Origin of the sequence: Aurantiacibacter atlanticus, assembly GCF_001077815.2 — a bacterium.
Classification (GTDB): domain Bacteria; phylum Pseudomonadota; class Alphaproteobacteria; order Sphingomonadales; family Sphingomonadaceae; genus Alteraurantiacibacter; species Alteraurantiacibacter atlanticus.
Genome location: NZ_CP011310.1, coordinates 1076523 through 1101796 on the forward strand (window position 1 = coordinate 1076523; position 25274 = coordinate 1101796).

At 62.6% G+C, this 25274-nt stretch carries 27 protein-coding genes and 1 pseudogene; 4 read left to right on the plus strand and 24 right to left on the minus strand.

Going from position 1 to position 25274, the window contains the following annotated elements; genetic code table 11:
- Positions 1–38: 38 nt before the first annotated feature.
- The 3 genes from CP97_RS05205 to CP97_RS05215 all read right to left on the minus strand — a co-directional run bounded on the left by CP97_RS05205 (position 39) and on the right by CP97_RS05215 (position 2281).
- Positions 39–905, minus strand: a complete 867-nt coding sequence (locus CP97_RS05205) for a nucleotidyl transferase AbiEii/AbiGii toxin family protein (protein ID WP_048885072.1) — start codon at positions 903–905, stop codon at positions 39–41.
- Positions 898–1518: a type IV toxin-antitoxin system AbiEi family antitoxin domain-containing protein gene (locus CP97_RS05210; protein ID WP_048885073.1), complete on the minus strand. Its 621-nt coding sequence runs from the start codon at positions 1516–1518 to the stop codon at positions 898–900. The genes CP97_RS05205 and CP97_RS05210 overlap by 8 nt, the downstream gene beginning before the upstream one ends.
- Positions 1519–1645: 127 nt before the next feature.
- On the minus strand, positions 1646–2281 hold the full coding sequence (locus CP97_RS05215) for a LexA family transcriptional regulator (RefSeq protein ID WP_048885074.1): 636 nt from the start codon (positions 2279–2281) through the stop codon (positions 1646–1648).
- Positions 2282–2391: 110 nt separating this feature from the next.
- On the opposite strand from CP97_RS05215, the gene CP97_RS05220 reads away from it, so the two are divergent.
- Positions 2392–2724 carry a hypothetical protein gene (locus CP97_RS05220; protein ID WP_048885075.1) on the plus strand — a complete coding sequence of 111 codons (333 nt, stop codon included), beginning with the start codon at positions 2392–2394 and terminating at the stop codon, positions 2722–2724.
- Complete coding sequence (locus tag CP97_RS05225) at positions 2721–2930, plus strand: hypothetical protein (protein WP_048885076.1); 210 nt, start codon at positions 2721–2723, stop codon at positions 2928–2930. Before CP97_RS05220 ends, CP97_RS05225 begins: the two co-directional genes overlap by 4 nt.
- A 1-nt stretch (position 2931) precedes the next feature.
- Here the strand turns inward: CP97_RS05225 and CP97_RS05230 are convergent, their stop codons facing one another.
- The 18 genes from CP97_RS05230 to CP97_RS05315 are packed head-to-tail and all read right to left on the minus strand — an operon-like array spanning position 2932 to position 20587.
- Positions 2932–5637 (minus strand): conjugal transfer protein TraG N-terminal domain-containing protein, encoded by a 2706-nt coding sequence (locus CP97_RS05230; RefSeq protein ID WP_048885077.1) that lies wholly within the window; start codon positions 5635–5637, stop codon positions 2932–2934.
- Positions 5638–5646: 9 nt separating this feature from the next.
- On the minus strand, positions 5647–7044 hold the full coding sequence (locus tag CP97_RS05235) for a conjugal transfer protein TraH (protein ID WP_418202088.1): 1398 nt from the start codon (positions 7042–7044) through the stop codon (positions 5647–5649).
- 37 nt (positions 7045–7081) lie between these two features.
- Positions 7082–7888 (minus strand): conjugal transfer protein TraF, encoded by an 807-nt coding sequence (locus tag CP97_RS05240; RefSeq protein WP_048885079.1) that lies wholly within the window; start codon positions 7886–7888, stop codon positions 7082–7084.
- Entirely contained in the window at positions 7888–9612 is a 1725-nt protein-coding gene (locus CP97_RS05245; RefSeq protein WP_048885080.1) for a conjugal transfer protein TraN, read from the minus strand. Before CP97_RS05245 ends, CP97_RS05240 begins: the two co-directional genes overlap by 1 nt.
- A complete protein-coding gene (trbC, locus tag CP97_RS05250; RefSeq protein ID WP_048885081.1) occupies positions 9609–10364 on the minus strand; it encodes a type-F conjugative transfer system pilin assembly protein TrbC in 756 nt (251 codons plus the stop codon). The genes CP97_RS05245 and trbC overlap by 4 nt, the downstream gene beginning before the upstream one ends.
- Positions 10361–11374, minus strand: coding sequence for a conjugal transfer pilus assembly protein TraU (traU, locus tag CP97_RS05255; protein ID WP_048885082.1), 1014 nt, complete (start codon positions 11372–11374; stop codon positions 10361–10363). Before traU ends, trbC begins: the two co-directional genes overlap by 4 nt.
- A complete protein-coding gene (gene traW / locus CP97_RS05260; protein ID WP_048885083.1) occupies positions 11371–12003 on the minus strand; it encodes a type-F conjugative transfer system protein TraW in 633 nt (210 codons plus the stop codon). Before traW ends, traU begins: the two co-directional genes overlap by 4 nt.
- Positions 12003–12509 carry a S26 family signal peptidase gene (locus tag CP97_RS05265; RefSeq protein WP_048885084.1) on the minus strand — a complete coding sequence of 169 codons (507 nt, stop codon included), beginning with the start codon at positions 12507–12509 and terminating at the stop codon, positions 12003–12005. The genes traW and CP97_RS05265 overlap by 1 nt, the downstream gene beginning before the upstream one ends.
- Positions 12506–12883 carry a TrbI F-type domain-containing protein gene (locus CP97_RS05270; protein ID WP_048885085.1) on the minus strand — a complete coding sequence of 126 codons (378 nt, stop codon included), beginning with the start codon at positions 12881–12883 and terminating at the stop codon, positions 12506–12508. Before CP97_RS05270 ends, CP97_RS05265 begins: the two co-directional genes overlap by 4 nt.
- The gene (locus tag CP97_RS05275; RefSeq protein WP_418202078.1) at positions 12876–13256 is read right to left on the minus strand and encodes a hypothetical protein; all 381 of its coding nucleotides are present in this window, start codon (positions 13254–13256) and stop codon (positions 12876–12878) included. Before CP97_RS05275 ends, CP97_RS05270 begins: the two co-directional genes overlap by 8 nt.
- A gap of 5 nt (positions 13257–13261) precedes the next feature.
- Complete coding sequence (traC, locus tag CP97_RS05280; RefSeq protein ID WP_048885087.1) at positions 13262–15811, minus strand: type IV secretion system protein TraC; 2550 nt, start codon at positions 15809–15811, stop codon at positions 13262–13264.
- Positions 15808–16377: a hypothetical protein gene (locus tag CP97_RS05285; RefSeq protein ID WP_227819679.1), complete on the minus strand. Its 570-nt coding sequence runs from the start codon at positions 16375–16377 to the stop codon at positions 15808–15810. The genes traC and CP97_RS05285 overlap by 4 nt, the downstream gene beginning before the upstream one ends.
- Positions 16374–17237, minus strand: coding sequence for a DsbC family protein (locus CP97_RS05290; RefSeq protein ID WP_048885088.1), 864 nt, complete (start codon positions 17235–17237; stop codon positions 16374–16376). Before CP97_RS05290 ends, CP97_RS05285 begins: the two co-directional genes overlap by 4 nt.
- Positions 17234–18565: a TraB/VirB10 family protein gene (locus CP97_RS05295; RefSeq protein ID WP_048885089.1), complete on the minus strand. Its 1332-nt coding sequence runs from the start codon at positions 18563–18565 to the stop codon at positions 17234–17236. The genes CP97_RS05290 and CP97_RS05295 overlap by 4 nt, the downstream gene beginning before the upstream one ends.
- A complete protein-coding gene (locus CP97_RS05300) occupies positions 18565–19380 on the minus strand; it encodes a type-F conjugative transfer system secretin TraK (RefSeq protein WP_048885090.1) in 816 nt (271 codons plus the stop codon). The genes CP97_RS05295 and CP97_RS05300 overlap by 1 nt, the downstream gene beginning before the upstream one ends.
- Positions 19377–19943, minus strand: coding sequence for a type IV conjugative transfer system protein TraE (locus CP97_RS05305; RefSeq protein ID WP_048885091.1), 567 nt, complete (start codon positions 19941–19943; stop codon positions 19377–19379). Before CP97_RS05305 ends, CP97_RS05300 begins: the two co-directional genes overlap by 4 nt.
- A 14-nt stretch (positions 19944–19957) precedes the next feature.
- Complete coding sequence (gene traL, locus CP97_RS05310; protein WP_048885092.1) at positions 19958–20245, minus strand: type IV conjugative transfer system protein TraL; 288 nt, start codon at positions 20243–20245, stop codon at positions 19958–19960.
- A gap of 27 nt (positions 20246–20272) precedes the next feature.
- Positions 20273–20587, minus strand: coding sequence for a hypothetical protein (locus tag CP97_RS05315; protein WP_048885093.1), 315 nt, complete (start codon positions 20585–20587; stop codon positions 20273–20275).
- 371 nt (positions 20588–20958) lie between these two features.
- Here CP97_RS05315 and CP97_RS05320 point away from each other — a divergent pair, with 371 nt between their 5' ends.
- Both CP97_RS05320 and CP97_RS05325 read left to right on the plus strand, forming a co-directional pair.
- Entirely contained in the window at positions 20959–21450 is a 492-nt protein-coding gene (locus CP97_RS05320; RefSeq protein ID WP_048885095.1) for a hypothetical protein, read from the plus strand.
- Positions 21443–21664: a helix-turn-helix transcriptional regulator gene (locus CP97_RS05325; protein ID WP_048885096.1), complete on the plus strand. Its 222-nt coding sequence runs from the start codon at positions 21443–21445 to the stop codon at positions 21662–21664. Before CP97_RS05320 ends, CP97_RS05325 begins: the two co-directional genes overlap by 8 nt.
- Before the next feature lie 195 nt (positions 21665–21859).
- Here CP97_RS05325 and CP97_RS05330 read toward each other — a convergent pair.
- The 3 genes and pseudogenes from CP97_RS05330 to CP97_RS05345 form a co-directional block, all read right to left on the minus strand.
- Positions 21860–23251: pseudogene (locus CP97_RS05330) on the minus strand (IS3 family transposase).
- 52 nt (positions 23252–23303) lie between these two features.
- Positions 23304–23612, minus strand: a complete 309-nt coding sequence (locus tag CP97_RS16695) for a metal-sensitive transcriptional regulator (RefSeq protein ID WP_063612364.1) — start codon at positions 23610–23612, stop codon at positions 23304–23306.
- A gap of 215 nt (positions 23613–23827) precedes the next feature.
- Positions 23828–25179, minus strand: a protein-coding gene (locus tag CP97_RS05345) for an IS3 family transposase (protein ID WP_149036422.1) whose coding sequence is annotated in 2 segments (ribosomal slippage) — positions 23828–24841 and positions 24844–25179 — 1350 coding nt in all. Because the reading frame shifts where the segments join, the coding sequence is not laid out codon by codon here.
- Positions 25180–25274: the final 95 nt, after the last annotated feature.

The window sequence follows — 25274 nt, forward strand, 5'->3', positions numbered from 1 at the left end:
TTTTGACGAAGTGGCTGCACAGCGGAAAGGCTTCACCATCATGAAGCCCGAGTGAGGCGCTCGCATGCAGGACCGATCAGGGCCCATATGGCATCAACGACTTCCTGCAGTTCGACATTCTCGAGCTCGATTGAGGCTGCGTAGGCTTTCCACTGTCGCTGCTTGTTCGGATCGTCCGCCATCTCCGGCGTAAGGCCGGCAGGTCGTTCAGTAGGGATGGCTGTTTCCCGCCGCTCGAAAGTCGCGGCCAAGGCGGCATCGAGTTCTTCGTCGGGGACATTGATTGACCTTGGGATCGCCCACAGATCGTAGAAGTCCTTCATGCGTCCGTTGGCAATTCCGAGCACCACGATTGCCTGGAACTTCTCGGCTATCACTGTTGCGGGAGGATAGGTCCGGATGTTCGGCGCGGGCAGATCGAGCAGCGTTGGATAGTCCAGCTGACGTGTCGGGTCGGCCATCGCGTCGCCGAAACCAATGTCGATGGTGATCGGGATGCGCGTCTTCTCGAGATAGGCGACGGTCTTCAGGCGAGTGCCGCCATACTCCATCTCCTCGCGGATTGCCGTCGCCGAGAGGTTGTCGATATCGAAGACCAGTCCGTCGTCTACATCAACGCTCATGATTTCCTTGAAATCGGCCACAAGCCGGTCGGCATCCGCATCGCCGTGGCCGAGGAAATCCGCATCGCGCGTGACCCGGTTATCGTCGTCGAGCCAGATGGTCACGAGCATCCCGCCCTTGAGGACGAAGCGATTCCGATGCTCGGAGAGTGACAGGCGATAGAGAAGCCGCTCGAGCGCGAAACGCACGAGCACCACATCGAACACCTTTCCTTCCGCCCGTGCCAGATTGAGCAGGCGGTCTTTGACCGACTTGGCGAGGTTGACCGGCTGCCTAGCCATTGGAGGTGAGGGCCTCGAGATAGGGTTGCATCTTCTTCCAGGCGCCGCCTTCGACGGCAGCCTGGGCTATTTCGCCGGGCCGAGCTTTTCTCTGTTCGATCGCGGCACGAAGGCCTTCAATTGCGACCGAGCGGTCAACGAGTCTCGAGTTCCTGAAGACATCCGCCAGCGTCTTGGGCACGGAATAGATGGGTACGGATACCCCGGCGATCTGGTGGTGCTCGATTCCCTGCTGGAGGTATTTGTCGCTGAAGCGAACGGTGCGGATTGGGGGATAGGTCAGGGTAGGCGACCAGTCCTGGTTTCCGATCGCGACCCAGATGCGGCGCGGCATCTGGTCGGTAAGGCCGTGAAAGGCGAGCGCCGAGAGCATTGCAATCACGCCTTTGGGGATCTTCTTTGCTATTTCCGCCAGAGCTTGGTCAGCGTCGGTCTCGGCATCGGCGTATTGATAGAGGCCGCGCGATATTCGCTCGATTTCGCCGTCTTCGAGGGCCCGGGCTATGGTTTGAGGAGCGACGCCTGCCTTGCGCAGTTCGCGCGCGCGCAGGATTGGCTGCGCGCCGAACAGTTCGCGCAGGGTGTCGCGCTGTGTTCCTTGCTCTTGTGGCATCGCGTGACATTTCCTCAAACTGGAATTAATATTATCCGAGGAATTGTCACATAGCACTGGACTGCTTTGGATCGCAAGCGCGCAGTCCATTTCGAGCTTATGACTTCGGTCTATCGACCGCAAAAGGTCAGAGCGCTCGCCCGAACCAGATGACCCGCCCAACCACGTGCACTTCGGAGCGGTCCATATCGTTCCAGGTCGGATATGCCGGATTGTCGCTGGCGACGGTGATCTGCCTCGCTCCTGGCTTGATAGCGATGCGTTTGACAGCCAGCACATCGTCGGTGCGCAGAACATAGATGCCATCGCGCAGCCGCGAGCCATGATCCGACGCATCGACGAGGACCTCGTCGCCGTCACTCAGAGTAGGCTCCATGGAATCCCCAAGGACACGCACAATCGACAGGCTGGCGCTCTTGGCGGGCGTCAGTGCGCGCAGCCAGCGTTCATCGAAGCCGAACCTTGTATAGGCATTTTCGCTGGCCGCAATCGCGCCAAACCCGGCCGAGGCCTGCACATCGAGAATGGGGATCTCGACCATGCCATCATTGTCGCTCTTTTCCGGGCCACCGAGCACGTGCTCATCGACCCCCAAGAAGGAGGCGAGCATTCGGCGATCCTCCGGCTCGAGCGTCTTGGGCGAACCGCGCTTGATGAACTGCTGGATGTAGCTGGGGTTGCGACCGAGCATCCGCGAGATCGCGGCATAGCCGCTTCCTCGCTCACGCAGGAGCCGGTCGAGCTCTTGTCGGACTTGTTCCATTGTCTCGTGCCTTCGTTCCGGATCGTAGGATTCTTCCTAGACCTGAGGCTGCTTTCCTACTAAGAACATAACAAGAACACAAGTGATTCTTGAGTTGATGCGAGTTGTAGATGACCCTGCTGGAACGGATCGAAAACCATCTGAGAGATAACGACATTTCCGCGACCACCTTCGGGAGAGAAGCTGTTGGTGATCCACGCTTTGTGCTCGATCTCAGGAAAGGCCGCAATCCGCGCCGCAGGACCGTGATGCGGCTGGAGGCCTACCTGGCTGAGTGTGGCGCCAACGCCGGTGTCTGCCAGTGTGGGAACGACCGCATCACGAACGGGCGTTCCAGCAAGCAATTCAAATATCCGGCCAAGTCGGCTATGGTCGACAGGCTCGAAACTGGAGCATCCCAGAGGGGAGGCCACTCTGGATCTGGCGAAGGAGACAATCGATGAGCAATCCTGACAACTCCCTGCCGCCTTCCAAGGACGACTGGCAGGGCTTTCGCGAAATCGATCGCGCAATCGCCGAGAATCGAATGACCGCGTATAATTGGAGGAAAGCCTGGGCGGACCCGTGGAGTCGAGCTGGCCTGATCCTCTTTGCCATACTATTCACGGCTTTCGTTATCTTCGTCGTGATCTACGACGGCCTGCTCTGACCTACCATTCCTTGATCTCGTCGGCCGCTTCCGCGCTTGCTCCCCGCGCATTGCGTGTACGCCCGTCAAGATAGTCGCCAACGCTATCGACGCGTTCGCCGCCACGGCTCTGCACACGGTCCACGGTGCGGCCAATATCCTCTCTTGCACTTGAAGGATCCGACAGGCTTACTGGCACCGACCCAAGCCTTGCCGAGCCGCGGACGTCACCTCTGCTACCAACATTAGGTCGCGAGACCGGTGCGGCGGCAGGCAGGGCAAGTTCGCCCTCGATATCCGCATGGAGCTGGTCTGCGTAGCTGCCGACAAAGCGCGCCTGCAGCTGCTGTCCGGCCGGGCTCATCTGGAATGCGATATCGTCAAAGCGCACGGGGCCATAGTAGTCCCTGTTGGCTTCGATCTCGGCCATACCCCATTCGCGATAGGCCTGGCTCAGGTTGAGTGTGCCGGCGGCGTTGGCACTTTCGTACCAGCTCGCCTGGTCTTCGAGACGGCTGGCAAGTTCCTCGGCACGACGGGCCTCGATCGTGTAGCTCTGGGCTTCGGTGAGCGAGGTGTTGAGACCGGACGCGGAGGTCGATACGAGGCTCTCCGAACTCGAACTTGTCTCGCGCAGGAAGCCTTCTCGCGTACTCGACCAGTTGCGGCTGTCGGAGATCTGGGTGAGCGCGGCCAGCAGGCGGGAGCGATCCTCGGAAGCAATGCCGATATCGCTGTCGGTCCAACTGTGATTGCGCCCGCCGCGCAAGCCAACATCGCCCCGCAGCGGTCCTCTTTGGCCGCGAAGTCCGAGGCCAGCATCTCCATTCAGGAACCAAGACACGGTGATATCGTCCGAGGCCCGCCGCGACAGACCGAACTGCTGCTGCAGCGTACGCGAGGCGTTGTCGATCTCGCTGAACGCGGTGCCAATGCTGTCACCGCTCGAGGTGCCACTGACGGTCTCGTTCGACTGCCCGGTCGAGTAGGCATCGCGCAGCTCGAAGAAGCGGGTGATCGCCGAGCTCGTCGATTGCTGCGCAAGGTTGGAATAGGTCTCGCTCTGGCTGCGGCTCTGCCCGGCAATGGTCGAGAGCCTGCTCGAGAAATCCGAGCCCAGCGTCGGCGAGAAGGGATAACTCGAGGTCGGAACGTGGGCGAATTCGGCATCAGGAAAGCCCGTGGTTTGGGTACCGCTATCACCGAAACTACGCGTCTGGCCCGCACCATAGGCAATGTTAGGTGCCAGATTACCCTGAGCAAACTGCCGCGAGAACACCGAGGAGTTTTCAAGGTTGGTGTTGCCGAGCGAAATATTGCCTGTGCTGGCTTCGCGCGCGGCTTCCTCGGCGGCGTTCTGGCTCGGATTGAGGTAGGATGTCGCTTGGCCGGAGATGGCCATGGCGCCGCGCGCCACGCCGCCCGCCAAGAACGGAATTGACGCAACGAGATAGCCAGCAAGCACGCCGATATCGGAGTTCACGTCTGACATCCCGGCGAAGGTCGCGAGGCTGAGACCGGTATCGCCGCCTGCCGCTGCAACATCGCTCGCGCCTTTGAACATGAGGATCATGTGGAGGATCACGAAGAGCGGTCCCCAGGCGGCGAGGTAGAAGAAGCCGGTGACATAGCCGCGCAGCGCAATCGGTCCGGTCCTTGGCATCAGAAACAGCGGGAAGAGCACCGGGAACAGCGCGTAGAAAACGACCGTCAGCACCACATTGAGGATCGGCACCCATTTCATCGAATTGTGCGCGATCGAGGAATAGGTGCGCTCGGTCTGGATATCGGCGCGGGTCTGGGCAAAGACATCGATGCTGCCCATGCCGCTCGCTCCGGCAAAGCCGTGCATCGCCTGGTTCATCGCATTGATAGAGAGCACTTGGCGGAAGATGTCGCTGGCATTGCTCGAAACCCCTGAGAGGTAGCTGTAGGCAATCGGCAGGTCGGCAAAGAGCTTGGCGCGCGCGAGCGCTTCGGACTGGCGCGGAAAAAGCTGGCGCCCGAAGGCCGTGCCCATGTCGTCGATAAGGCCTGCCCATTGGCCGGAGAGCGTGTTGTAGGCCGTCCGGCAGGTGGTAACCGCAGAGGTGACCTCGCCGGTACTGTCATTGCGGGTCAGGAAACGCTGCGCGCGCGCTTCGCTGCCGGGACCAATGGTCGCCCAGATATCGGCAGACTGGCTGAGTTCCTGCATCGAGTAACGGCCCAGAAGCACGTCGTAGAACACGCATTGCTTGAAGTGCTCGTCGAGATTGGCGGCGAATTCCGGATCGGAGATGCGCAGACCCCTTGTCGCCTCCAGGAGCCGCGCGCCGTAGATCATGCCGTTCTTCGAGTAGTTGAGATCGTCGGGCAGGCCAAAGACCAGTTCGGCCGAGCGGGTAAGGTAGTCGCCCGCCTGGCTGGTGAAGCTCGCCATCAGCGCGAGTCCGAGCGGGACATTGGCCACCGTTGCCGGTGCAAGGCTAGGATTGACGCGGTCGGTGACATGGACGTCCATGCGCGGGACCATCAGGCACATGTAGATGAGCGTGGCGCCAAGGAACCAGTTCACCCAGGCGCGCCAGTCCTGGTTGAAGGCGAGCACGACGACGCCGAGCGCCATGCCCATCACCAGCGCGACCTGGATCAGGCCCTTGTATCCGCCTGCGCCGGTCCAGGCGGCGACCGCGTTGAAGACATTGACGAGATATTCGCCGCCGCCGACCGTGTAGACTTCGACCATGGTATTTCCTCAGGGAACGATCGAGCGTGACTGGATGCCGCGCGACCAGTCGAGTGCGGCGGCCATCGAGGGCGACATGGAAGCTGCGAGCATGTTCTCGATCATCGCGGTCTTCTCGATGATCTGGACGATGGCGGTGACGCGCGCTTGTCCGGTCGCCTGCCGGCTGGCGAGCTGGTTCCGCACCTCGGCCACCTGCGCGCGCCAGAGCGTCAGCTTGGCTTCGTCGGCGGCGATGAAGCTCGCCATCGAGCGGCTCGCCTCGGACGATATCCGCTCGAGCACCGCGTGCAGCAGGTCGATGCTGGTGACTTCGGCGAGCGTCGCGCGGTCGTCGGTCGCCATGCCGCGGCCATAGGCGGCCTGGACCGTGAGGATCTTGTACAAGGGCAGCGAAGCCACCTGCAGCAGTTCGATCTCGGCAGCGCCGATGGCGGTATCCTCGCGGATCGCTTCGACCATATTGCCGATCATGGTAGCCACCCGCGGGCGGATCGCTTTCGTAGAGGACAAGCTCAATTGCTGGAAGGTCGGGTTGAGGCAGAGATCGGGCTCGTCGCAGCGGAAGACCTGCACGCTCTGGCCCTGCGTCCCGTCGAGCAGCGCGGTTACCAGCGTCGAGGAGGCATCGCCCGCAAAAGGCACGAAGCTGCCCGGATCATCATCGCTCGGCGGTACGTAGATGACCGTGCCAATCAGCGTCATGGCATATTCGGCGAGGTCGCGGTCAAAGGTCCCTCCAGGATTGAAGAAGGCAGACTCCTTCAGGACATGCCAGGTGTAGTTGCGCGGCACGCCGGGATTGACGTCCTCGAAATCGGTGCCGCCTGCATTGTTCGTACTCTCACGCTGGCCGCGCGTGCCGCAGCCATGCTTAGCGGCGGCGTAGTCGGTGAAGATGCCGGTCGAATTGCCGATCGCTTCACAGATCGCCTTGTCGGCGAGATCGCCTTGCGGCCAGACGCCGCCAACCAGACCTTGCGCCATTTCGCAGGAGTTGATCGACAGCTCGTTCATGAGCTGCGCCTTCTGGCTAAACTCCTGCATGATCTTGTTGCACTCGGGGCAGATGGTGTCGATCGCGAGGCTGAAGGCGAAACCCACCGCATTGTTGGCGACGGCTTTCAAGAGCGCGACCATTTCGCTGGCGTTGATGAAGGAGAAGGACCCGGCAAAGATGTCGATCCCGCCGCAGCCCGCGCGTGCACGTGGCAGCTGGAGATTGGCAATGTTGGTGGTCTTCTGGGGAAAGCGCGTCCAGACATTGCCCATGGAGTAGTAGCCTGCCGACTGACCTTCGAAGGCAGTGGGGCCGGTGACATTGGCGGCCGCGCCCATGTCGTCCATGAACCGGTCCATGCTGTTTCCGACGTCTTGGGCGGTCGCCGCCATCGGAGCCGTGGTCATGGCGAGAGCGCCCAGCGTGAGCGCGAGTGTTCCGATCCTAGTAGTCATGGCCTGCTTCCCTGGTGGTGAGGAGGTAGATGCGGTCCTGCAGCTCGTCGGCCGAGAGCACGCCGTAACCGATCGGGATCGGGCGGCGGGTCTCGCTGTCCCACAGGACGACCGCAGGGGTGATGCCGGGTTCGAGGCCCATGCGCGGACGCTGGCCGTTCTCGACAGTATAGTTCGGGAAATGCCGCGAAGGCCCGCCATCGGTCGAGATCGCGCGCACGGTGATGCGCCAGCGATCCGCGACCGATTTGACGATCGGGCTCATGACCTCGCAGGCGCCGCAGGTCTGGGCGAAGAAATAGAACAGGCCGTAGCGTTCGGAGAGCCGCGCCATCACAACGTCACGCTCGGCAGCGCGCGCATCCTGCCATTGCCGTTTGGCAAGCGCGCCGACAGGGCGTTCGAGCGTGTAGTCGAGCGCGGGATCCTGCCACAGCGCGCGCTGCCAGACATCGGAGAAGAGCGAGGCGCGGTCGAGTTGCTCGCGCTGGAAGCGGATATAGGCGGTGACGTTGGCGGGCGTGGGATAGAGGATTGCCTGGGCCTTCAATTCTCGCAAGGTCCCGGTGATGGCGTCGAGTTCTTCGACTGCGTTAGCTGTCGGCATTGGCGTGGTTTCAGCTTCGCGTGGCTCCGGTTCGGGTTCGATGCAGTAGAACCAGTATCCGAGCTGACGCTTCTCGCAGTAGATCGTTTCGGCAGTTTCGGCGCCGGGCTGCGCGCCCTGCGCGAGAGCGGGCATTCCGGTACACAAAGCGGTCAGTGCCAGGATGATGGGAAAGGAACGGCAGCGCATCACGGAGTGCTCCTCGCGTAATAGTCTTCGATTTTCTGCTGGATCAGCACGCTGGTCTCGAGTTCGTCGGGCAGCCGTGCAGCCTCGGTGAACTCGGCATAGACTTCGGAGAAATCCATCTGGCTGAGATCCAGCTGCGCAAACTCGTCGAGCGTGAAACCCTCGCAGGTCTCTTTCTTGGGCTCGTCCCAGGGCTTGGGCAGCTGCGCGCGGCCCTGTTCCTGGAGTATGCGCGAGAGCTTGGACTCAAAGCAGCAATAGGCCTTGCGCTTGGTGAGGCACACGCCAAGAAACTTGTCCGAGCAATAGGTCCCGACATAGGCGCAAAGGCCTTGGGCATCGCGCTCGTGGAGCAGCACTTCTTCGCGGTCGCAGCCGAGCGCGACGAGCAGGCTGATTCCCGGAATGAGCGGGAAACCTTTGCCCTTGCAGCAATTGAGGACGCCGAAGACCTTGGACGAGCAGGTGTTGCGCGTGCCGGTAAAGAGCGTGAGCGTTTGCGCGTCGAATTCGCCGCGCGCCTGGTTCATCGCATTGAGGGCAACGACCGCATCCTTGAACTCGTCATTGGCGGTGCGCTCAATGGTCTCGCACGAGCCGTCGATGCAATAGACATCGCCATCGCAGATATATTGCGCAGGCGCCGAGCCATCGGGCGGAAGCGCGCATTCGTAGAGCCGCTCGCTGGTCTGGCAGGGTGTATCGTCGGTGAGGCATTCTTCGCGCAGGAAGCGGCATTCGGGATTGGCTTCGATTTCACCGCAATCATTGCCCGACACCGTGTCGAGGCACTCGTAGTCGCGCTGCCATTCCCAACAGCTGCGGGTGATCGAAACACCATCGACCACGCGCGTCTGCGGACTGGCATCGGTGCAGGTCTCGGTGACCTGCGAGCAGGTGGAAGCCTGGGCAAGCGGCAGGCACTGGCTGTCGTCGAGCCGGACATCGAGTGTCCGGGTGGTCGTCACATCGTCGGGCGCGAAGCCACCGATCTGCTCGCCGCAGCGGAAGCGGTGCACCTCGATCATGTTCTGCCCGCGGCAGGGGATGCTCGAGAATTGCGGCAGGCTCGCGCAATGCACGAAAGCGGTCTGGTAGAGATAGCAACTGCCGCCGGTATAGTTCGTACACGACCACTTGCCGTTATCGGGCGCATTGTTGGGCAGACAGTAATAGTCGTATTCGCTCGTCGTCGTTACTTCGGGCACGAGGCTCGCCGTGCAACTGGCGTCGACAAGTTCGCCCGAGGTCCCGCTGTTGCAGGTCGCGATATAGGTGCCTGCCGAGGAGGAACCCGGCGGTAATTCAACACACTGGCCCTGGCTACCGCCGATGGCCATGCCGCTGGTATAGTCGATCGGGGCATCGCTGATGGCTCCCGCGCGCGCGATCACCGCCTCGATCTCGGTGGGTCCAAACCGCGCGCGGCGCGCGAGGCTTTCTTCCATCGCCCGGTAACCTTCGTGGACCAGGGCAGCACTTCGCGAATTGCTCTCGATCCGGTCGGGATCGTCAGCCAGTGTCTCGAGGTCCTGCACGCCTGCCGGATCGAAATTGGGCAGACGATTGGCATCGACCGGGGCCGATGCTGCGCCGCGTGCGGTTTCAAGCAGCTCGCGCGCAGTCTCCTTGCCATCGGCGCGCGCGGCGTCGGTCGATTGCGACAGGGCGCTTCCCGGCAAGGCGAGGGCCAGCAGGCAAGCGAATAAAGGTGCCAATTTCATGGCCGGGCTCCTTCAAGCTGGGTGAGGTGTTGACGGGCTGCACTTGCGCCTGGACCTCCGCCTGAAGCGAAGGTTTCGAGGACGTAGGCGACGCTGACATTGCCGGCGATGCGGTCGTGCGGTGGCACGTTGCTGGTGCAATCGAAGCCATCGCAGGACGAAAAGTCGCCGCCGAGCATGACGAAACTCGGTGCGGCTTCGATTTCAAAGTCACGGAAGAGGCGCGGATCGATGCCGAGTGCGCTGGTCTCGCTGCCATCGCTCCAGATCGCCGCGAGGCGGCGCTTGAAGAGATCGGCATTGCCTTCGGGAAATCCGCGCAGCACGGTGACGCCGCCTGCGCGCGCCATGTCCTGCACCAGCGCCTTGAGCGAAGCCTCAGGCATGGAAAGCGAGGCAAAGGCTATAAAGCGCGGGCTTGTTCCCATGGCGCTGCGCTCGGCAGCGGCCTGGTCGCGCACCATGGCATCGAAATCGAGCACCTCGCCCGAAGTGCTTGTACCGACGCTTGCGACATAGGCAGTACGGTTGGCTTGCGCCTCGCCTTGGGTGGTGCGCGCATCCTCGACGAGTGTTTCGGCGCGATTGCGCACGCTGATTGCAAGCGCTTCGGCATCTTCGGTGAACTCTCCGGCCCGCGCACGGATTTCTTCGAGATCGAGCTCAGGATCGGTGTCCTGCGCGGCGACGGCGGCGAAGCCTGCGGCGGTTAGAAGCGAAATGGCGACGAGAAGGGGAAAGGCATGTTTCATAGCGCGCAGCAGTTCCTCTTGCGCCAGACGAGGTAGCCCATGTCCTCGCCAATGGCGGGAATGACCTGTCCGGGTTCCTGAAGCGTGGTGGAGGCGCCAATCGGCGGGCAGGCGTAGCGGCCCGAGGTCGCCGGATTGGGGTTGGTCATCTGGAAGCGGTATTGCTGCTTCCTCATCACTGGCATGAGGTATTTGCCGCACAGACCAGCACTGCCCATTGTACCCCAGGAGACCAGCTCGCGGTGCAGCTTGTAGGCAAAGCGCGAGAGCACGAGCCGCGAGGCCTGGACATGGCCGATCGAGGCCGAGACATTGCCGTTCATCGGGTACATCGAGCCCTGGCAGCCGGCACACCAGAACATCTCGTCGAGCGGCAGCCTGGCGGTCGATGCGGCGCAATCGGCGGCGCAGGCAGCCAGCGCCAGCGGGTTGGCGAAGAGCACGGCTTCGGGATTGATGATCGCGGTGAGTTCGGAATCCTGCCACAGCGGATCGATTTCGGAGATGTAGAGAATGTCGATCGAGCCGGGCTCAAGGCAGAGGAAATCGGCGACGATCTCCATCCAGTAGATCAGCGGATAGGCATACCAGTGGACGTGCCAGCTCGAATAATACTGGCTCGCCCCGCCAATCGCCGAGGGACCCGAGATCGAACGGAACCCGATATCGAAACCAGGATCGAGCTTGGTGCCGCCAAGGTTGACGAAGCACCATGGCTTCATGCTGACATCGGCAAGCCGCACCGGCTCCCAGAAGCCCATGGCAATGCCCGGGCGGATACCGCAGAGGCATACGGGCAGGTCGGGATTGTCGGGATCGGGGCGGTTCGAGGGCCAGATATCGAGCGCCCCGATTGAGATCGGGAAAAGGCACGACCAGCAGATATCGGTGATCGGATTGACGAAACCGCCAGTGCATTTGCCCGGCTCGCCGCCCGCTGCGGCGGGCATGGCAAGGGCCAGCGACAGCACCGTGAGCAAGGCGGCAAGGAGTTTGCGTATGGTGCTCATTTGCCTGCCTCCGCCCTAGCGGGGAGAGCGATCTCGCTGACTTCGAGCTGGCGGCCCTGCTGGCGCAAGCGTGCAGGCACCGCCGTGATGCCGAAGCGCGAGGTCAGCGTCCCCTGCTGGTCGAAATAGAACCGCCGCTGGCGTGCGCGCATCAGCTGCAGCGGCGCGCCGTTCACAAGGATCAGCTTGGGCTGGCCTTGCTGGCGCAGCGCCCAGGCAAGCTGTTCGGCATCGTCGCCATCGAGGAAGAGAAGATCGGCACGCAGGGAGACGCTGTCGAGCGGATTGACGCGCGTTCCCGCGGCATGGATGAGCTCGCCGCGCGCACCCCTGATATCCTGTTGCAAGGCGATGGTCGGATCGAAGATCCACGAGCGGCTTTCGCTGGCGCGCACTATCCCGGAGACGGACACGGGGCGTTCGACGCGCGCGAGTGTGCGGCGCTTCAGCTCTTCGTTGAGCCGCGCGGTCTCGCCTGAGGCCTCCATCGCCGTGAGGCGCGACTGGATCTGTTCGAGCAGGTCGCGCTCCACCACCGGGAATACCGTGCCGCGCTGGCCGTAGTCGCGGGCATGCGCCGTTGCGGGCATGGCGAGCGCGAGGGCGAGAAAGAGAAGGGCGCGGCGCATCACAGGATCGCCTTTCCGCTGCCGAGGATCTGGCCCCGGCAGACAAAGCCGATCTCGCCGTAGCGGCTGTCGAAGCCGCGCGGATGATCGGTTCCGACATAGAAGCAGTTTTCAGGTACTGGCCCTGCGGGGCCGCGCGTCAGCGTGATGCCGAGCCGGGTCCGGGCAAGCCGCGTGGCGACCTGCTTCCCGTTAACGAAGACCTCCATGCCCTCATGGCTCACCACATCGCCGGGCAGGCCGATCACCTTTTTCCCGAACATCTGCGGGTCGTCCCCGAAATGCTTCGCCACGAGCGCGCTTGCGGGCGGCTTGAAGAAAATGAGGCTGCCGCGCCCGATGGGCGCTGCCTTGTCGAGCCAGAAGGCCCAATTGGGGAGGCTCGGGCTCGCATTGATGAGGAAGGCATGGCTCTTGCTGAAGGCATCGATCGGTGCCCAGGCGAGCGGTAGCGCGACGAGGGCGCACAGCAGGGCAACGCGCTTCCAGTTAAAGAGGCGGCTCATGGCTGTACCTCCGCTTGGAGCCTTGCGGCGATGCGGGCTTCGAGTTCGGGGGTTGCGTCTTCGGCAGCGCCAGCAAGCACAGCTTCGGCGACCAGCACCACGCGCCCGTCCTTGCCCATGTCCGCGACCGCCAGTTCGGCAGCCTGGAGGTAAGCGAGGCTCGCTGCCTGCACGGTGGCGGGGTCGGCATCGGCGCGTGCGGCCTCGTCGATGAACTGGCCGATGGTCTCGGCAAGGCGAACGGTGACGATCCGGGGCGGCTCGTCTATGACCACCGCGCGCGTGATCCATCCGGCCCAGAGCAGCGCGGCTGCGATTGCGAGCGTGGCGGCGACTTTCAGCGCCAGCGGGCGCGAAAAAGCTTGCTCAGTCATGCGGCATCTCCCGTTCGAGCCTGGTGCAAAGACGCCGGATGAAGGCCGGCAGGCGAAGAAGGGTGAACCCGCCGGCGAGGACCAGAAACGCCAGCTGCAGGTCGCGGCTGAAGGCGATGCGCGCAGGTCCTTCGGCGCTGGCATAGTGATCGGCGAGATTGCCGAGCTGGGCGAACAGCAGCCCCAGGTCCCATCCGGCAAGGAACAGGAAGACAAACAGCGGCAGGCCGAGCACGGTGAGCAGCGTGCTCGCGGCAAAACCTGCCGCTTCGATCAGAACCAGGCAGGTGCCTTGCACCATTTCCCTGATCGTGATCTTGGGCTTTGGAAATGTGCCGTGCTCGATCCGGTCAAGCATGGTTTCGACATGCATGCACATCATGCCTCTCCTTCTAGGCCAGCAACGAGCGCGATGGCCTTGTCGAGCGGCATGCCGCTTTCGACATGGGTGTGGATTGCGGCGTAGGTGTCGGGATCGGAGGAGAAGATCGTCGCCGAAAGCGGGTCGAGCACGAGCCGTCCGACGGCTTCGACCTCAGGTCCCTTGATGTAGAGCTCGCTGTATTCGCTGCCCGAACGTTTGAGGGAGCGGATCAGCGTCTCCGTGCGGTCGTCCATGTCGAGCCGCGCTTCCTTGCGAAAGTCGGCGATGGTCTCGGGCTTTTGCTGGAGCACCAGCATCCAGTCGGAGTTCTCGAGCGCGGCGCGCGCACCGTCGGACTTGTAGTAGTCGTTCAAGGACTGGGTGGCGGTGGCGAGCGCGCCGCCATATTTGCGCGCGGTGCGGGCATAGGTCTCGACGAACTCGCCCATCGAGCCGCCCTTGAGCATGGCCCAGGCCTCGTCGATCAACAGCAGCTTCTTGGTTGACCGCGATGAGCGCGTCATCGCCTGGCCGGTCATGAACATGATCGCCGAAAGGACCACGCTCCTCAATTCCTCGCGTGAGGCGAGATCGCTCATTTCGAAGACGGTGAAATCATCGTCGAAAGCGAAACTCGCCTTGCCCGAAAAGAACCCGGCATAGCTGCCGCCGCGGCAGAATGGCGCGATCGCGAGTGCAAGTTCCTTGCCGGTCTCGTTCTCGCCTTCGTGCAAGGCATGGGCGACATCGTCGATCGATCCGCCACTGCCAAGGCTCGCCCAGACCTGCGATATCGCCTTGTCGATAAGGCCGCGCTCGGTGTCCGAAGGCGCAGTGCTTGGCCGCGCCATCTGTCCGACGATCGCTTTCACCATGGCGAAGCAGTCGAGGCGGTAGTCTTCGTCTCCTTCCGCGCGTGCATCGTCGATCAGCGAGAAGGGATTCAGGGAGAAGCCCGAGGCGAGCGTGAACTCGACGAAGCGTCCGCCCTGCAATTTGACCGAATGCTCGAAGCTGCGGCCGTCATCGATGACGACGACCTTGGCGCCTGCGCCGCGAAGCGCTGCGCAGAGCTCCTGCAGCAGCACCGACTTGCCCGAGCCCGACTTGCCGCAGATCGCGATATTGTGGTTGCCCGCACCGTTCTCGAACGGCGACCAGAAGAAGGGCTGGCCGCGCCTGCCGACCAGCAGGAGGTGAGGGACGGGGCCGCCCAAATACTCGCCCTGCATCGGGGCGATATTGGCCGCCGTGGTCGAAAGCATGGTGCGAAGGCGCTTCAAACGCGTCATGTCGGCAGCGAGCCCATCGGCAAGGCTCAAGGGAAAGGCCGCGACCAGGCCCTGCAATTGCAGGAAGCGTTCGTCGGCGAGATCCCAGCCTGCCGCCTTGTAGATGGCTTTCACCACGCGTTCGTGGGCATCGCCTTCGCCGAGCGGCGAATAGGTGGTGAGCCCGTAGAAAAGCTTGACCAGCTTCTTGCCTTCCTGGAGCTCGGCCTGGACGTGCTTCCACTCGGCCGACTGCTCACCAAGCCGCGGCAGGAAGCGCGCGCTTTTGGTATCGGCGAGGCTGGTTGTGCGCATGAATTTGTAGCCCGCGCGCGCGGCGGCGGCTTCCTGGTCGGGATAGACAAGGCACAGCATGGTGGCTGCAGGGCAGGGGAAGCGCAGCTTGTCGGTGAACATGTCGCCGATCAGCCGCGCGCATTCCCACGGCGCCCAGCGTTCGGGCGCGGTGCGGAAGGCATAGTGGCGCAGGTCAAAACGGTCGGGATAGCATTCGCCGACCTGCGGCACGCCCTGCCGGTCGCGACCGGTCTCGCGGAAGCGTTCAGTTCGAAGGACCAACCGGTCGTCCTCGACCTCCAGTTCGATATCGCGGCGGATCGCCTGGACATCGAGCGTCTCGTGCGGGTTCCAGTCGATCCGGTCAGGCTCGCGCGCCGTGGTGGGCGAGGTCAGCTCGTCGATAAGCGCGAGAAGTCCAGCGGGTTCTAGCGGCGCGGCATGCAAGCCCAGCGAATGGAGCATGCCGAGCAGGCCTTCGCGGCATTCGGTGAGTTCCGCATCGGTAATGCTGCCGGGAACCGGCACGCCCAGGGAGACGACCAGGCGGCTGCTGCGCGCATGGAACGGCGCATGCGCGCTCCCCGATTGCCAGACGAGATCGTAGAACCGGCTCGTGCGCGCCCTGGCAATGGCTTCGTAGATCCCGCCCTGTTCGTAGCGCGGCGCGAACCACGGGGCCACGACATTGCCGATCCTGGGCGAAGCGAAATTGAGAACCTGCAGGCAGGCACCGGGCGGCAGTCCTTCGGAGAAGAACTGGCCGAGGATCTCGCCGGTGCGTTCGTCCGCTCCGACCAGCGGGGTCACTTCGAGCACGAAGCCTTTCGAGGCACGATTGCGATAGAGCCCCGCGCGCTCGTCATAGACGCGGTAGGGCAGCCAGTCCGAGAGCATGTCGAGCGCGAAATGCGCGGCCCCCTTCTCGGCGCGGTCTGTATCGGCGAACAGGCCTGCCATGAGCGCGTCGCGCGCGGCAGAAAAGGAGAGGTTCATTCCTCGTCTCCATGGGTCTGGGAAGGGTGGGGCACCCGGACGCGGGCCGCCTGCTCGGCGCCGGGTACCCCTGTTGCCGGCGCATCAGCGCCGGGCTCTGCCGGAACGGGCTGCCAGGGGGGAAGCAGCATGTCCGACATTTGCTCGGAGGGGTTTGTGGAAGCGTTCGATCGCACCTCGTTGGATGCTTCGATCGAGTTGCCGATCGCGCGCAGGACCTCGCCCGTGCGTTGCGGCGCGCGCCAGCTAGCACTTGCCGGTTCGGGCAGGGTGACATGGACGACGCGCGCTTCGTGCGTGCGGCCTGCCTCGTCGCGATGGGCCGCGAGCACGATCCGCAGGCTTTGGCCGGTGGTGTTTGAGGGCGTTGATGCTGGTATCGGGGCAGCGTTTGCCTGGGCATCGATCCCGGTGGCTGCTGCATCGATCAGCGTCGTCGGCGCACACGACCCTTCGGGCGCGCGGCAGGCAAAATCGCCCGACACATTGCCGCCCAGTGTCGAGCAGCCGCCCGTCAGCATGAGCAAGGCAAGGCCCGGCGCGCGCAGATGCGAGAGCCCGCTCACTTGCGCTGCTCCTTCGTGGGGGCTGCAAACTCGCGCAGCGTGTCGGCATCGCGGTAGCCATGGAGCACTGCGCCATCGCTTGCGCGCACGATCACCGGTGTTCCGCCAAAGCCGTTGGCGCGGGCGAAGGCCTCGTTGGCATCGAGCCCGCGTACCTCCGCGCAGCTTGCCCCGCCGGGATCGAGCGCGCCTTCATAGGCCTGGTGCAGCGCGCTTGCCGGATAGTTGGAACAAATCACGGTCTCAGCAAGGCGGCGGCTTTGAGAGCCAAGGATGGAGATCGGTCGCTCCTCGACCCGCACACCCGCCTTGCCGAGTTCATCGACCAGGCGGCGGCAATAGCCGCACTGGAAATCGGAGAAGACGACGAGTTTTGGACCCTTTTTGTTCCCCCAATGAATGGCCCCTTCGGCGGGCAGAGTGGAAAGATCGACTGTGTCGGCCGCAGGCTCGGCGGCGGCATCTTCTTGTGCCGATGGCTTTGCACGCGCTGCGCCTGCTGCGATCAGGTCGGGGTTGAGTTCGAGCAGCCGCGAAGCGGTGACATCGCGCCGCTCTTCCATGTCGTAGAGGCGGCCGACCAGCAGGTAGCGGGCACTCTTGTCGATATAGAACAGCGTCTCGCCCGAAACGACCTCGCACCAGGGACCGAATGTGTCGCAGGCGATCTCGTCGATCGGCGTCTTCGGCAGCCGCAACTTCAGTGCCTGCGCAACTTCGCTGGCCAGGCTCTGGGCCGATGCGGGCATGGCGGTGACCGCGCTGACTCCGACGGTCAGCACCGCAGCTGCGCTGCTCGCAGCAATGGCAACATGGGCGAGGCGCGCCTTGAGGCCGGGCTGGTTCTCGGAATACTTCATTGTGGTGTGCTCCTGACATGGACGCCGTCGAGAAAGACGATCTCGACCTCGATGCCGGTCGGCATCTCGACGACTGGTTGGTATTGTTCGGCGCGTTCGATGAGGTAGCGGCTGACCGTATCGGCCGCTTCGCCCGCGCCCTGGCCGATGCCGCCGGCAAGAATGTCGGTCGGCGAGAGTGCCTCGCGCTGGCCATTGGCTCTGACCTGGCCGGTGAAGATCCCATTGGCGTTGGCGGAAAAGCCGCGCCCGAACCCGCCAACGATCCCGGCGAGTAGGGCCTGGCTGACGAGGCTGCCTTCGCGGCTGACTACACGGCCGCGCACGCCCGACTTGCCGGCGAAGGCGATGAAGCCCTTGACCTCGGAGACCGCATAGCGGCCTCCGGGCTGGGCGCAGGTCATGCGCACCAGCTGGACATAGACCTTCTCCGCCGAGAGATCGCCGCGCGCCGCGCCGTTGACAAGGCAGCCGGTGATATCGGTCGAGAGCAGTTCGTTGCCGCGCATCACCGAGCGGGCAGGGCCGGTGATCCGCAGCACCACGGGCAACGGATCGGTCTGGCTGGCAACGCCGGTCGAGGCATCGACCCCGACGATCACGCGAGCGGGCGCATAGGAATTGGGCGGCAGATAGTCGCGGCTTGCTTCGAGCATCAGCGCGGGCGCGTGTTCGGCAGCGGCGGGCCGCGCATTCGTAGGCGAGCGCTCGCCGAAGGTCAGCATATCGAGCCCGCCGGGGCGTGCAGCAGGACTTGCTACATTGCCGTTTCCTTCGTCGGGCGGTGTCACGCCCGGACCGTAGGCAGGCGGCGGCATGGCAGGCGCAGCGGGCACGGCTTCGCGCGAGCGTTCGAGTTCGGTTCTGAGCGCGGCATTCTCGGCCGAGATCGCGTCGATCGCGACTTGGCCGTCGCTCATCATCCGCGCGTTTTCTGCGCGCAGCGCTTCGAGTTCCTGCTCGATCTGGGGACGCGGGAGCTGGGTATCCTGCAGGTCCTTGATCGCGCGGCCCTGCGCATCGAGACGATTGCCATAGGTGGCGACGAACTCGCGCTGAGAAAGGTTGCGATTGACGAGCCCACCGGTGTCGATGCTGGCGACATTGTCGCTGTCACCCGGCGCGCTGTCGTCGTCGTCGAGGATGAACCAGCCTCCGGCCAGCAGCGCCACGCCGCCAATCCCTGCGAGCAGCAGTTTCTGCCGCTGCGCGATATTCGCATTGAGGTTGCGCCGTGTATCCTTGCGCCCAGAATCCCTGTGCCCAGAATCCTTGTGTTCGCTGGGGCTGGTTTCGCTCTGGCCCTTAGTGTCGTCGGCTTCGGCCATTATTCGAGCCCTCCCGCAGCAAAGACAAGGAATGCGCTGGTCGCTTCGCCGGGAGCGAGGCTTTCGCGGCCATAGGCGAAGGCAAGGGCACCGGCAGGAGCCTCGCGTTCGCTGGCAAGGTCCAGTGCATCGTTGCCGAGATTACGGATGACGAAGCGCTGGCCGGTCAGCTCGGCGCCGTCATATTGCGCGACCTGCTGAACTTCGATGGAACCGGTGCGGCGCAGGCGCGACAGTTCGGCGCGCGCGGCAAATCCCGGAAGGACAGCGTCGCTCGCCATGGCCTCGATCAGCCGGATGGCATTGTCGGACGGGCTTGCACTTGCCTCCCATTCTTCGGCTTCGCTGCGTGCAAGTGCGGGATTGGTGATGAAGAGCTGGGTCGCTTCATTGCCGCCAAGGCGGCAGGCGAACTTGTAGACATGGCCTGCCTGGCTGGTGGCGAAGAAGCTGATCCGGTCCGAGGCATATTGCGGCGGGACCGAGATATAGATGTCGCCGCGCACCGGCTCGTGCGTCACCTGAAAGTCGTTATAGGGAAAGCCGCTGGCGATCTTCGAGACATTGGCAAAACCGTCCTCGATAAGCGCGATGCGGGTGAGCTCGCCGCGCGCCAGCTCGCAGTCGATCGTCGAGCCATCGCTTGCTTCGATGAACTGGTCGGCGAAAGCGGGTGTTGGCACGAGCGCAAGCCCGAGTGCGGTCAGGCCGGCGAGCTTCAATGCGACATCGCGGCGCTGCTGTGCGCCCACGCTGAAGAATGCGAGGCCGGTTGCGGCAAGCGCGGCGGATGCGGGATTGCTGAGGAGGTTCATTGGTTCTGGTCCTCTTGGGTTGAATTCTGTTCGAAGCCGGTGAGCGCGAGGCTGAGCCCGCGCTTCGACCAGCGGAATGTGAAGCTGCGCTCCTGGCTCGCGATCACCTGCGCGCCGACGAAGGTCTTAAGTGTGCCGCTGACCGTGGAAGTCAGCGCCATGGTGTCGACTTCCATCGCGCGGATGACGAAGGCCTGGCTGATATCCGAGCCGCGTTGCTCCTCGACAATGGCAACCAGCTCGGCCTTGAGGCGGCCGTGCGCTGCCGGGTCGGCGACCTTGAGGATCTGCTCCATCCAGTAGTCGAGGCTTTCGGGCGCGCGATTGAGCAGCATCAGCGCGGTGTCGCGGGTGACGAGCTCGAGATAATGCGCGTCCACCCCGCCACTCGAGACGGTCAGCGTCTCGGCGGTGATCGGCACCAGCACGACCTGTTCGTCGCTGGTGACGGCGGCACCGATGCCGACGAGGCTGGTAACTCCGAGTACACCGGCAAGCGCGGCAAAGCGGTTGCGCTGCGCCAGATGACGCTGGGCCTGTTCGTGCGCGATTTCGGATTCCATGGATGGTCCTCCCCTCAGCCTGCGATCAGGCGGCAATGGGAGGGCGGTGTGGCCTTGAGCCCGAGGAAGCTCCCCGGCAGGTACCAGTAGGCAGCATGCACCAGCTTCGCGCCCTTGTTGCCTGACTTCGCCTTCCGCAGGCCGAACCAGGCAATGACCGACAGGCCTGTGCCGATGATGATGTGCTGCGTGAGGATGCCCCAGGCGAAGGGGATCAGCATCCCCGCAAACTCGTCCACGGTCCAGAAGCCGATAAGCTCCGGATCGTCGAGCCGCCGTGGCACAATATACCTGTCGGCCATGCCGCCCTCCCGTCGTTCGACCAGCGATCAGATGGTCGCGGTCACGACAGAGGTGACGATGGGCACGCCGGTGCCGACACCGATCCCGACGCCCACCGGCACTGCCACCTGGCCGAGCGCGAAGCGTCCCGAGGCGAGCGCGATGAGGCCGCCTGCTAGCGAGAGCACGGTGATGATCTTGCCGCCCGAACCTTCGAGGAAGTCGGTGAACATGGTCAGCGCGGGATCGAAGGTGGTGTCGGCGCCTGCATAGGCGGCACCCGCGATCGCCAGTGCCAGCGCAGCGGGCACGAGATAGTCGCGCATCCGCGGGGCGGAACGGGTCAGGGTCTTGGTGGTCATGAAGGAAAACTCCGGTTGGTTAATCGACAACAGCGACTGTGATGTTCGCTGTATGTTTCTTCCTTCACCCGGAACCAGCGTGTAGGAAATGGTCGACCGCGAACTTGCGTCCTCCGACAAAGCAAAAAGCGACATTTGGGACGATGCCGACGCGATTTCGCGCGCTCAGGACGGGATTTTGCGCCGGTTCTGCGGCAATCCACGCGCAACCTGCCGGATTTTGCGTTTTCGGGTTCGGATTCTGAGCGAATCACTCTCGAGTGGTGATTCGTTGCATCCTGTATGTTCTATGTATGTTCTTTTCGGTTTCCTACAGATGTCCTTCGAAGCTAGCCAATAGGGCGAGTATTATCGAAGCATAGGATTCGCCCGTGTCAAAAGCCTCCCTTCCTCCCGAACCTGAGATCCGCGCCGGGCTCGCGCGACTGCTGTTTGCTGCGGTCGAAGCGAGCACACGGCCCCGATGCGAGATCGCGCTGGACGCAAATATTCACAAGGACAGCTTGCGACGGGTGCTCTTGGGGCAACGTGCAGCGAGCGTCGGTGAAGCGCTTCGCATTCTTGCCGCAGCCGGAGTGGCGCCCCAAGCGCATCTGTTCCTGTTTCTCGCGGGCAGCGGCGATAAGGCTGTCGCTTGGCTGCACTCGGATCTCGCGAAATTCTTCGAGGAGTTTACCGTCGAGCTGCCTTCAGCTTTCGAACGCGTGCTTGGCAATCAGGTTCATGATGTCAAACCACGCTGGGCGAAAGGCACGGCGCATCGTGTCGCCCGGCTTTTGTCCGACCACATCGAAGACCTTGAGCGTAAGGATCGGCTCTTCGGCACGATGTTCGAGGCAACCTCGGAGCATCCGCATGGCTGAGCAAGTCCGTGACACCGACTCCGGCACTCAGAATGTAAGTCGGCTTATCCGGTTGAAGGAGGTTCAGCATCGGGTCGGGCTCGGTCGCTCGACGATTTATCGCTGGATCTCGGAAGGCCACTTTCCCAGGCCGGTGCAGTTGGGAGGTCACGCCGTTGCGTGGCAGGAGAGCGAAGTCGAGGAGTGGATCAGGAGGCGCATTCAGGACTCCTGAAAGTCCGCCCTGATCGTATCAAGGTTTGGATTCATCGGAGCTGATAGGCTAGTTGAGATCAAGTATTGCTACCAATCGGGAGAGTTCACGATGTCTCAAGAGTATTCCGGTGACCAACGCGTGTCCGTCGTCAAAACATTTGGCACAACTCGCGGCGTAGGATTGCGGAGTGCGGGCCTCGTCTGGGTTTGATGTTTAGGCGGCGAGCTTGCGGTGTTGCAAGCGCCGATGTTCGAGTGTCTTTCGCTTGATCCTTTCTCGTCGTTTGATGATGGCGGGAGCCCTGCCGAAGTAGGCATCGGCAGGCGTCACGTTGTCGAGGCTTTCGTGATAGCGCTGGTGGTTGTAATGCTCGACGAACGCCTCGATCTGCTGTTCGAGGTCGCCAGGCAGGAAGTAGTTTTCGAGCAGCACGCGGTTCTTTAGCGTTTGATGCCATCTCTCGATCTTGCCCTGGGTCTGCGGATGGAAGGGTGCACCGCGCACATGGCTCATCCGGTTCGCTTCGATGTATTCGGCCAGTTCCCCGGCGATGTAGCTGGGACCGTTGTCGCTCAGCAGACGTGGTCTGTGCAGCACATTGGCATGGTCGCAGCCTGAGGCTGCCAGAGCCATGTCGAGCGTGTCGGTGACGTCCTCGGCTCGCATGGTGGTGCAGAGCTTCCAGGCGATGATGTAGCGCGAGTAATCGTCGAGCACGGTCGAGAGGTAGACCCAGCCCCACCCGATGATCTTGAAGTAGGTAAAGTCGGTCTGCCACATCTCGTTGGGGCGCGTGGTCTGGGTGTGGAACGCCTCTGCCGCCTTGATCACAGTATAGGCCGGACTGGTGATCAGATCGTGGGCCTTGAGCAGCCGGTAGACGGTGGCTTCCGACACGGATTCGAAGCGAAGCGAAGAAGGGCAAGCGGAGCGCGCCCAACTAGCGCTTCTCGTCAGTGAAGCGCACCGCCAGTTCCCTTGGGCTGAGGTCAGTCTGCTCCAGCGCCATCTCGACGATCTGATCCTGAACCTCGGGTGCGATCCTGTTCCACACGCGGATCGGCGTCGATGACCTGTCTGCCAGCGCCTCCGGCCCGCCTTCAAGGTAACGGTCATACCAGCGGTAGAAGGTGCGCCGTGCGACGCCGAGCTGGTCCAACGTGCGCTTGGCCGGGAGATGCGATTGCTCAACGATCCTGATGATCTCCAGCTTCTCGGATGCGGGGTATCTCATGCGTCGTCTCCCCCATCCGCGATCATGCTTTTTTTGAGCAAGCGGTTCTCCAGGATGAGGTCGGCCACGCATTCCTTCAGATCGCGGGCCTCACGGCGCAGATCCCTGACTTCGTCCGTAGTTGCTGCACGGGCGGTGTCGCCAGCCAGGCGGCGTTTGCCGGCCTCCATGAACTCCTTGGACCAGGTGTAGTACAGGCTCTGGGCAATGCCTTCCTTGCGGCACAACTCAGCTATCGAGTCATCGCCGCGCAGGCCTTCCAGCACGATCCTGATCTTGTCTTCCGATGAAAAATGCCGACGGGTCTTGCGGCGGATGTCCTTGACCACCTGCTCGGCAGGCAATTTGGACCTTGAGGATTTGGGCTTCATCTTCGTTCCTTCGTCACTACGACGAAGCCCAAATCCTCCTTAAATCACAACCTCAAATCTGTGCCATAGGTGCTGACGGGGGACAGTCAACGCAGTAGCGCTCCTCTTCCAGCATCTTTGCGATCCCGCGGGCCTGGCCCTCGATCCGGCGCATGCGTGTAATGACACGCTTGAATTTTCCGTCCTGACTGTCGATCACGAGCATCTCTCGGTGGTTAAACGGGCTTTGAACTCTGGATAGCACAGTTGCAAATGAGCGGATAGTATACCATACCCCTGCATGGTATAAATATATGGAGTTATGTATGACCGGTACGACGATGAAGGGCTCGATACTCACATGGGGCTGGGCACTCAGCATTTTCCTGCTAATCACCTATCTGATCTGTGTCGTCTTCGGTCTGCTGGTACCCCAGACCTTTCACATGCATGAGGCGTGGGCGCCGCTGCTTCCAGGATTTGACTGGCTCACGTGGCCCGGTTTCTTCGCCGGGGCCGTGGGTGTCCGTCGTCAGAACATTTGGCACAACTCGCGGCGTAGATCAGCGGAGTGTGGGCCTCGTCTCGGATTGATGTTTAGGCGGCGAGCTTGCAGTGTTGCAAGCGCCGATGTTCGAGTGTCTTTCGCTTGATCCTTTCTCTTCGTTTGATGATGGCGGCAGCCCTGCCGAAGTAGGCATCGGCGGGTGTCACATTGTCCAGGCTCTCGTGGTAGCGCTGGTGGTTATAGTGCTCGACGAAGGCCTCGATCTGCTGTTGGAGATCGCCGGGCAGGAAGTAGTTTTCCAGCAGCACGCGGTTCTTCAGGGTCTGGTGCCAGCGTTCGATCTTGCCCTGCGTCTGCGGATGGAAGGGAGCGCCGCGCACATGGCTCATCCTGTTTGCCTCGATGTATTCGGCTAGTTCCCCGGCAATGTAGCTGGGGCCATTGTCCGACAGCAGGCGGGGCCTGTGCAGCACGTTGGCGTGGTTGCAGCCTGAAGCTGCCAGCGCCATATCGAGCGTGTCAGTGACGTCCTCGGCTCGCATGGTGGTGCAGAGCTTCCAGGCGATGATGTAGCGTGAGTAATCGTCGAGCACGGTCGAGAGATAGACCCAGCCCCATCCGATGATCTTGAAGTAGGTAAAATCCGTCTGCCACATCTCATTGGGTCGAGAGGTCTGCGTGTGGAACGCCTCTGCCGCCTTGATCACCGTGTAGGCCGGGCTGGTGATCAGATCATGGGCCTTCAGCAGCCGGTAAACCGTGGCTTCGGACACGAAGTAGCGCTTCTCGTCGGTGAAGCGCACCGCCAGCTCGCGGGGACTGAGATCGGTCTGCTCCAGAGCCATCTCGACGATCTGGTCCTGCACCTCGGGCCCAATACGGTTCCACACCCGGCTCGGCGCTGAAGGACGGTCCTGGAGCGCCTCCGGCCCACCTTCGAGGTAGCGGTCATACCAGCGATAGAAGGTCCGCCGTGCCACGCCGAGCTGGTCCAGCGTACGCTTGGCGGGCAGGTGCGACTGCTCGACGATCCTGATGATCTCCAGCTTCTCGGATGCGGGATACCTCATTCGTCGTCTCCCCCATCCGCGATCATGCTTTTTTTGAGCAGACGGTTCTCCAGCGTCAGGTCCGCCACGCATTCCTTCAGATCGCGCGCTTCACGGCGCAGATCCTTTACCTCGTCGGTGGTAGCAGCACGGGCTGTATCGCCAGCAAGCCTGCGCTTGCCGGCCTCCATGAACTCCTTGGACCAGGTGTAATACAGGCTCTGTGCGATCCCTTCACGGCGGCACAGCTCGGCAATGGAGTCATCGCCGCGTAGGCCATCGAGCACGATGCGGATCTTGTCTTCAGCAGAGAAATGCCGACGGGTCTTGCGGCGGATGTCCTTCACCACCTGCTCGGCAGGCAATTTGGGCTTTGAGGATTTGGGCTTCATCTTCGTTCCTTCGTCACTACGACGAAGCCCAAATCCTCCTTAAATCACAACCTCTAATCTGTGCCATAGGTGCTGACGGGGGACAGACACCAGCT